Annotated in this window: 3 protein-coding genes; all 3 read left to right on the top strand. The window is 46.2% G+C overall.

Annotated elements, in window-relative coordinates; translation table 11 throughout:
• The first annotated feature begins 287 nt into the window (after nucleotides 1-287).
• Nucleotides 288-1,178, top strand: coding sequence for a carbohydrate ABC transporter permease (locus tag MC7420_RS22795; RefSeq protein WP_006103316.1), 891 nt, complete (start codon nucleotides 288-290; stop codon nucleotides 1,176-1,178).
• 249 nt (nucleotides 1,179-1,427) lie between these two features.
• Nucleotides 1,428-4,265, top strand: coding sequence for a two-partner secretion domain-containing protein (locus MC7420_RS41750; RefSeq protein ID WP_083799127.1), 2,838 nt, complete (start codon nucleotides 1,428-1,430; stop codon nucleotides 4,263-4,265).
• A 132-nt stretch (nucleotides 4,266-4,397) separates the two neighbouring features.
• Complete coding sequence (locus tag MC7420_RS42805; protein WP_232231761.1) at nucleotides 4,398-8,180, top strand: two-partner secretion domain-containing protein; 3,783 nt, start codon at nucleotides 4,398-4,400, stop codon at nucleotides 8,178-8,180.
• Nucleotides 8,181-8,199: the final 19 nt, after the last annotated feature.

The raw sequence follows: 8,199 nt of genomic DNA, 5'->3' as shown, positions 1-8,199 counted from the left end.
AAGCCTGTAGTATGCGATCGCATCGCTTACTGCATAAGCTTATGTCAGCAACCTCCCATCTAACACTACTGGCACAGATATCCAGGATTGAGACGGAGGTTTACATTTAGACTTGCCTAGATGAGAACGCCAATACCTCACCACCCACGTCGCCAGCTTAGATAAGGGCGTATTGGGTTATGGTCAGGTAACTAATAAGATTAGACTAAGGTTAAGAAGAGGAAACTGTTAGCTAGGCTACAGTGTAATGTTTAATTTTTCGTTTTCCGTAATAATTTGCATGTCAGATGTTAAAGGATTCAATTGTCATCCCGCCCAAGTTTACGCCGTACCTGTTTTTGCTCCCTGCCCTAGTTATCTTGGGATTAACCGTATTTTTGCCCGCTTGTCAAGCCTTTTACCTGAGTTTTACGCAATACGACTATGATTTGACCCAAACGCCTGAATGGGTGGGTTTGACGAATCTGCAACGCTTGGGAAAAGACCGAGTATTTTGGCAAACGGTGGGGAACACGGTGTTATATCTGATTGGCGTTGTGCCAATTTTAGTCGCACTTCCCTTAGGATTAGCGATTTTGGTCAATCAGAAACTGCGCGGGATAAGCTGGTTTCGGGCGGCGTATTACACGCCTGTGGTAGTTTCAATGGTGGTGGCGGGAATTGCTTGGCGGTGGCTTTATGCGGAAAATGGTTTATTTAATCAGATACTCAGTTGGATTGGGTTTAAAGAGGGCATTCCCTGGTTGACGAGTCCAGATTGGGCGATTTTTAGTGTTATGGCTGTTACCGTGTGGAAGGGGTTAGGCTACTACATGGTGATTTATCTGGCAGGTTTGCAATCGATTCCTGACCAACTCTATGAAGCGGCGGCGTTGGATGGTTCGGATGGGTATGGGAAACATTGGGATATTACGGTTCCCTTAATGGGTCCCTATTTGGCTTTGGTTGCCGTCATTTCGGCGATTTCGGCGACGAAGGTGTTTGAAGAAGTTTATATCATGACCCAAGGGGGACCGCGTAATAGTTCCAAAACGGTGGTGTATTATTTGTATGAGCAAGCGTTTGCGGATTTGGAAATCGGTTATGCTTGCACGATTGGATTAGTGTTATTTTTAGTAATTCTGGGATTATCCCTGCTTAATCTTAAGGTATCCCAAGGGCGCGATCGCATTAGTTAAGCACGCTCCTTAAGCCTAGAACTAAAGTTCTGGCTAAAAGCTGAAACCCGTTAAAACGGGTTCAAAGATTTACCCCGTAAGCTTTAGCTTATAAGTACCTGGACATAAATTCTGTCCGCTCTACTAAGAAATGTTAACAAGTGTCAAATCCTTACTGTTCCCCGTTTCCTGTTCTCTCGGTTTAAATGCTCTAGACGTGAGTTGAGGTATAATGATGCCTTCTTCAAGATCATCTACCATCTAACGGATATGGCAAGCCAGGGGTTAGGGCATAGACCATGGGGGTTCAGCCTGATTATAGTGGGATGGGGCGCGATCGCTCTTGTCGCTGCACCTGCAATAGCGCAGATTCAACCGGATACTACCCTAGGTGCTGAACAGTCTATCGTTGCACCGAATGTTGAAATTAAAGGGCTTCCGGCGGATTTGATTGAAGGGGGGGCAATTCGCGACACGAATTTGTTCCACAGTTTCTTAGAATTTAATGTGGGAGAGGGGGGGCGCGTCTATTTTGCCAATCCTCAGGGGATTGAAACGATTTTCAGTCGGGTGACGGGGAATGATATATCGAATATCTTAGGAACCTTGGGCGTAAATGGACAAGCGTCGTTATATTTACTTAATCCTAATGGAATTATCTTTGGTGAAGGGGCGCGTCTGGATGTAGCGGGTTCTTTTGTGGGAACTACGGCGGATTCAGTGGTATTTGAGAATGGCTTAACGTTTAGCGCAACGAACCCGGAAGCCCCGCCTTTACTGACAATTAATGTAACCCCAGGCTTGCAATATGGCAACAATGGGACAAATGCGTCTATTACCAATCGGGGGAACTTAGTTGTCGGGCAAGATTTAACCTTAGCCGCAGGTAATCTGAATTTACAAGGTCAACTTTCTGCTGGAAGAGATGTAAGTCTAATCGCCAAAGATACGGTAATAATGCAGGATACAATCAGCAATCCGTTTATCGCGGCGGCTCTTAATCAGTTAGAGGTAGAAGGTGCTAACCGTATCGAGATTTCAGCGTTAAACCATCCGGATAGTGGACTCTTTTCCGGTGCAGATTTAGTCTTGCGTTCAGCTAATCCGATTAAAGGGAATGCTCATTATACAAGCGGAGGTAGTTTTCGGATAGAAGATTTAGAGGGGAATTTGGGACAATTAACCAGTCCAGAAGATCCGGTTATTCGCGCCAGTGGGGATGTAGTGTTAGGGGGTTACGTGGGCGCTTCTCTGCATATTCTGGCGGGAGGGAGTGTGACGATTCCAGGGGACGTTATTATCCAGTCGGCTGACCCGGTTAATGGTATTGTTGAGAACATTACCCTGTCAGATGGCACAACTATATTAGTTGATGGAAAAACTCAACCCACGTTAGATATCCGGGCGGGGACAACAGCATTTAATATCCCAGATATTCAGGGTATCCCAAATACGGGGATTATTTTGCCTCCTTTACCCAATCCCGTGGGAATTCCCACAAGTGCCGATATTACAATTGGTGGTATCTTTTTCAATGCCCCTGATGGTGTTGCCTTGATTACCAATCAATTCATTGTCGGTACTTTGGGCGCGGCTAAAGCCGGAGATTTAACCATAACCGCTTCGGATACGATTCAGCTTAGGGGAACCCAAACCGATAGTCGATTACTGAACACATTAATTACCGCCATTCCACCTCTGGAAGACTTTGTTGCTACCTTACCGCCAGAGGTTCAAAGTACAATTATCAATGCGCCCGGTTCACCCCTGAATAGTCCAGCCAGTTCCTTATTAACCTTCACCATCGGTACAGGTGGAACCGGAGATGTGACGATGAAAACGGGACGATTGATGATTCAAGATGGCGCAGAAGTATCCGCCTATAGTTTTGGTCAAGGACAAGGGGGAAATGTAACGATACAAGCTACTGATTCGGTGGAATTAATTGGCACGACACCGTTCAATATTCCGGGTGGCTTATATACTCAATCCTACAGCACAGGTAATGCCGGAAATATCCAAATTGATACCGGACGTTTAACCATCCGAGATGGTTCAGGAATATCAACCACAACCCTGAGTCCGAGTCAGGGGGGAGATTTAATTATAAATGCTGCCGATTCCATAGAATTGAGTGGTACAACTCCGGATGAGCAGTATCCTTCTTTTATCGGGGCGGGAACTCGCAGTGCAGGTGATGCGGGAAACTTAACCCTAACCACCCGCCGCTTAATTGTGCAAGATGGTGCAGGAATAGGTACGACGTCGTTTAGCGTAGGAAATGCTGGCAATTTAACCATTAATGCGGCTGAATCGGTTGATGTGCTCGGCGTATCTGCTATCCGGGGTATTCCTAGTGGTATATCGACAGATACAATAGAATTTGGTCGGGGAGGACGCTTAACCATTAATACTCAGCGCTTGAATGTTCGAGATGGCGCTGTTCTATCGGCGTCCACATTTGGGGTGGGTGAAGCTGGGAGTTTATCGGTTAACGCTTCCGAGTCTATTGAATTGAATGGTACATCAGCCGGGAGGATTTCGAGTGGCTTATATTCTCAAGGGTTTGGTGCTGGTGATGGCAATAATATAGAGGTGGAAACACCACAACTGGTGGTGAAAAATGGGGCAAGGATAACGGTTTCCACGGGGACAACGGAGGAGGATTTAGCCCGGTTTAGTAGTGGCACCTATGGCTTTGGTGCGGGATTGAATATCACATTTGCTGATGCGGCGACAGGGAATGCAGGTAGGATGCGGATTGAGGCGGATACGATTACCTTGGATAATCAGGGTGCATTGATTGCCAAAACAGTTTCCGGTGAGGGCGGGAATATCAATCTTCAGGTAGAGGATTTAATCGAAATGCGCCGCAATAGCCTGATTTCGGCAGAAGCATTTGGCGGTCAAGGTGATGGGGGAAATATTGACATTGATACAGAATTTGTTGTCGCTATTGAAGATGAAAATAGCGATATTGTCGCCGATGCTTTTGGCGGCAATGGTGGTAATATTAATATCACCGCGCAAAATATCTTTGGGTTAGAATTTCGTCCCCAACGGACGCCGAAAAGTGATATTACAGCTAGTTCACGATTTGGCTTATAAGGGGATGTGGTACTGAATACGCCCAATATTGACCCCAGTCGCGGATTAACCCAATTCACTCTATCCTAGGGAGGTAGATAATTCAAATTAATGGTTACATTATTGACATTTTTGGGAGGGACTATTTACCAAATGCCTACAAATTGCCAAATCAAGCTAGCGGGATGGTTAGCGATAGGTGGGATAATGGCTGGCTTAGAAACTCCAGTCGTTGCCCAAATTACTCCCGACACCACTTTAGACGCTGAACAGTCTATTGTGACACCCAATGTGGATATCAAAGGGTTGCCCGCCGATTTAATTGAAGGGGGGGCAATTCGTAATACAAATCTGTTCCACAGTTTTATAGAATTTAATGTGGGTGAAGGAGGGCGGGTCTATTTTGCTAATCCGGCGGGGATTGAAACAATTTTCAGCCGGGTGACGGGGAATGATATATCGGACATCTTAGGAACCTTGGGCGTAAATGGACAAGCGTCGTTATATTTACTCAATCCGAATGGGATTATCTTTGGTGAAGGGGCGCGTCTGGATGTAGCGGGTTCTTTTGTGGGAACGACAGCCGATGCGGTGGTATTTGAGAATGGCTTGACGTTTAGTGCAACTAACCCAGAAGCCCCACCTTTGCTGACCATTAATGTCACGCCGGGATTGCAATATGGGAACAATCAGCCCGATGCTTCTATTCGTAATTCAGGTTACTTAAATGTTGGGCAAGATTTAAGGTTAGCCGCCCAGACTCTAAATTTAGAGGGTCAACTGCAAGCTGGAAGAGATATCAGTCTAATCGCCGCAGATACGGTAATGATGCAGGAGACAATCAGTAATCCCTTTATCGCGGCGGCGGGGAATCAGTTAGAGGTGGAAGGGGCGAACTATCTGACGATTTCGGCGTTAAATCATCCCGATAGTGGATTATTTTCTGGTGGGGATTTAGTCTTGCGTTCAGATAATCCAATTAAAGGTAATGCTCATTATACAACTGGGGGTAGTTTTCGGATTGAAGATTTAGCCGGAAATCTGGGACAATTAACCAGTCTAGAAGACCCAGTGATTCGTGCCAGTGGGGATGTGATTTTAGGCGGCTACGTGGGCGCTTCACTACATATTTTAGCAGGTGGAAGTGTGACGATTCCAGGGGATGTTGTTATCCAGTCGGCTGACCCGGTTAATGGTATTGTTGAGAACATTACCCTGTCAGATGGCACAACTATATTAGTTGATGGGAAAACTCAACCCACGTTAGATATTCGGGCGGGAACAACGGCGTTTGATATCCCAGATATTCAGGGTATCCCAGCCACAGGGATTATTGTTCCACCTTTACCCAATCCCGTGGGGATTCCCACAAGTGCCGATATGACAATTGGTGGTATCTTTTTCAATGCCCCTGATGGTGTTGCCTTGATTACCAATCAATACCAACCGAATTTATCCTTACCTGGTGGCGAAATTATCATCAATGGTGTTTCCGGAGTGGCGATTAGTCCGAATCCAGATAATCCGGCGGCGACTATCAGTTCAATCACGATTGACTCCAGAGACAGGATGACAGTCAATGGCGCAATAAACGCGAGTTCTCAGGTAGGGAATGGTGGCAATATTACCCTGATTGGAGGTGGGGATATCGTTACGTCTGATATCTTCTCCTTAGGCGCATTAGGTGGAAAAATTCAACTCAGCAGTCAAGGTGCGATCGCGCTGAATGGTTTACTCAATCCCTCTGGCTTAACCCGAAGTGGCGATATCTTCCTAGAGGCAAAGGATAACATTACCACGTCTCAAATCCTGTCGGTGGGCGGGTTAGCTGGTATGATTAACCTGAGAAGCAATGGCACGATATTGGTCAATGATCACCTGATTAGCAGTATCAGCATCACTCAAGAACCTGGTACAAGCGGCGGTGACATTATTATCGATGCCAAATCCCTATCCTTAACTAATAGCGCTCGCATTGTTACCGCCACGTTGGGTGCAGCGAATGGGGGAGATTTTCAAGTGACAACCGCCGATTCGGTAGAATTTAAGGGACTATCGAGTAATCCAGTCAACCAAGACGTGTTTAGAGCGTTATTGGCAGGACTAGATAGTCTCCCGGAGAACATATCAGCACCCATAGCCGCCGCGTTAAACTCTACCGAAAACCCCGCATTAGCACAAATTTCCGGGAGTGGTTTGTATGCGCTAACAGTTATCGGCACAGGAAATGCTGGAAATATCGACATTGAAACGGGACGATTATTCAGTCAAGAATTAGGTCGAGTCACCACCAATACCATCGGTCAGGGTGACAGTGGAAATTTAACCATAAATGCTGATTTAGTGGAAGTGATTGGCAGTTCATCCCCCGATAATGCGGGTGGTTTATTCTCGCAAACCAACGGATTGGGAGATGCTGGTAATTTAACCATAAATACAGACAAACTGATTATTCGCAATGGCGGATTAGTCTCAGCCTCAACAATTTTATCTAGCGGTGATGGGGGAGTTGTGACGGTAAATGCGGCGGAATCGATCGATATTATTGGCACAACACCAGAGGGCAACTTTCCTAGTGCCATTGGTAATATCGCCAGAGGCACCGGTGATGCTGGAAATATCTTTGTGAATACACAACGGTTGATGATTCGCGATGGCGGTGCGATTGGTACAACCACCTTTAGCCAAGGAGATGGTGGCGATTTAACCGTGAATGCTTCGGAATCGATAGATATTATTGGTAAAGCCGCCGTCGGTGAGATTCCCAGCGCAATTTCGGTCGATACCTTTTCCCTATCACCTGATGCGGGAGACGCGGGTAACTTATTGGTGAATACCCGACAGTTACGGATAGAAGATGGTGCCTTTATATCCGCCTCCACCTTTGGTGCAGGGCAAGGGGGAAATTTACAAGTTAATGCGACTGAAGCCATCAATTTGATGGGGCGTTCAATCGATGGGTTTCCTAGTGGTTTATATGCTCAAGGATTTGGTACAGGAAATGCGGGAGATTTAGAGGTCAAAACTGATCAATTGAGGGTTGAGGATGGAGCAAGGATAACTGTAGCCACGGGAACGATAGCGGATGATACGCAGCTTATAGCTAATTCCTTGAGTTTTGGGTTGGGGCTAGAGGTTGAGTTTAGTGATCAAGCCACCGGAAATGCTGGTACGATGTGGATTGACGCTAATTCCATCCAGCTTGATAACCAAGGGTCGCTAATTGCCAGAACCATTTCGGGTGAAGGCGGTAATATCAATCTTCAAGCAGAAGATTTAATCGAAATGCGCCGCAATAGTCTGATTTCGGCAGAAGCTTTGGGGGGTCAAGGCAATGGGGGAAATATTACGATTGACACCGAATTCATTGTGGCGATTGAAGACGAAAACAGCGACATTGTAGCTGATGCCTTTGGGGGTGATGGCGGAAATATTAATATCACCGCCCAAAATATCTTTGGGTTGGAATTCCGCCCCCAGCGCACACCCAAAAGCGATATTACTGCCAGTTCTCGATTTGGGTTAGACGGTACTGTGGAGATTAATAGCCCTGATGTTGATCCCAGTCGGGAGTTAAATCAATTACCGACTAAACCGATAGATGTGCAAGGATTAGTCGGTCAAGTGTGTCAAGCTGATGCTGGACTCAATCAAAGTAGTTTTGTTGTAACAGGACGCGGCGGTTTGCCCCCTAAACCCAATGAGTTACTCCGAGGAGAAGCAGTATTTGCCGATTGGATTTCCTTGGAGTCGCCAGAAAACAATAGTGATAACCCGAATAATACAGCAACTATGCCCGATAACCCAACTCAACCACGCCAGATTGTAGAAGCTAAGGGATGGATAATAGATGAGCAAGGTAATGTTATCCTAACGGCGGAAGCCACGGACGCGACCTCTGCAAATCCCCCAGTCTATCCTCATTTTTGCGAGTAGTTAAAAAGGCAGGAGGCAG

Source organism: Coleofasciculus chthonoplastes PCC 7420, assembly GCF_000155555.1.
In the GTDB taxonomy this organism is placed as follows: Bacteria; Cyanobacteriota; Cyanobacteriia; order Cyanobacteriales; family Coleofasciculaceae; genus Coleofasciculus; species Coleofasciculus chthonoplastes_A.
This window is presented reverse-complemented; position numbering and strand designations above follow the sequence as displayed.

What these genes read in the sequence shown, in the direction of transcription:
- MC7420_RS22795 (WP_006103316.1), top strand. Translation starts at nt 288, where the DNA reads ATGTTAAAGGATTCAATTGTCATCCCGCCCAAGTTTACGCCGTACCTG.
- MC7420_RS41750 (WP_083799127.1), top strand. Translation starts at nt 1,428, where the DNA reads ATGGCAAGCCAGGGGTTAGGGCATAGACCATGGGGGTTCAGCCTGATT.
- MC7420_RS42805 (WP_232231761.1), top strand. Translation starts at nt 4,398, where the DNA reads ATGCCTACAAATTGCCAAATCAAGCTAGCGGGATGGTTAGCGATAGGT.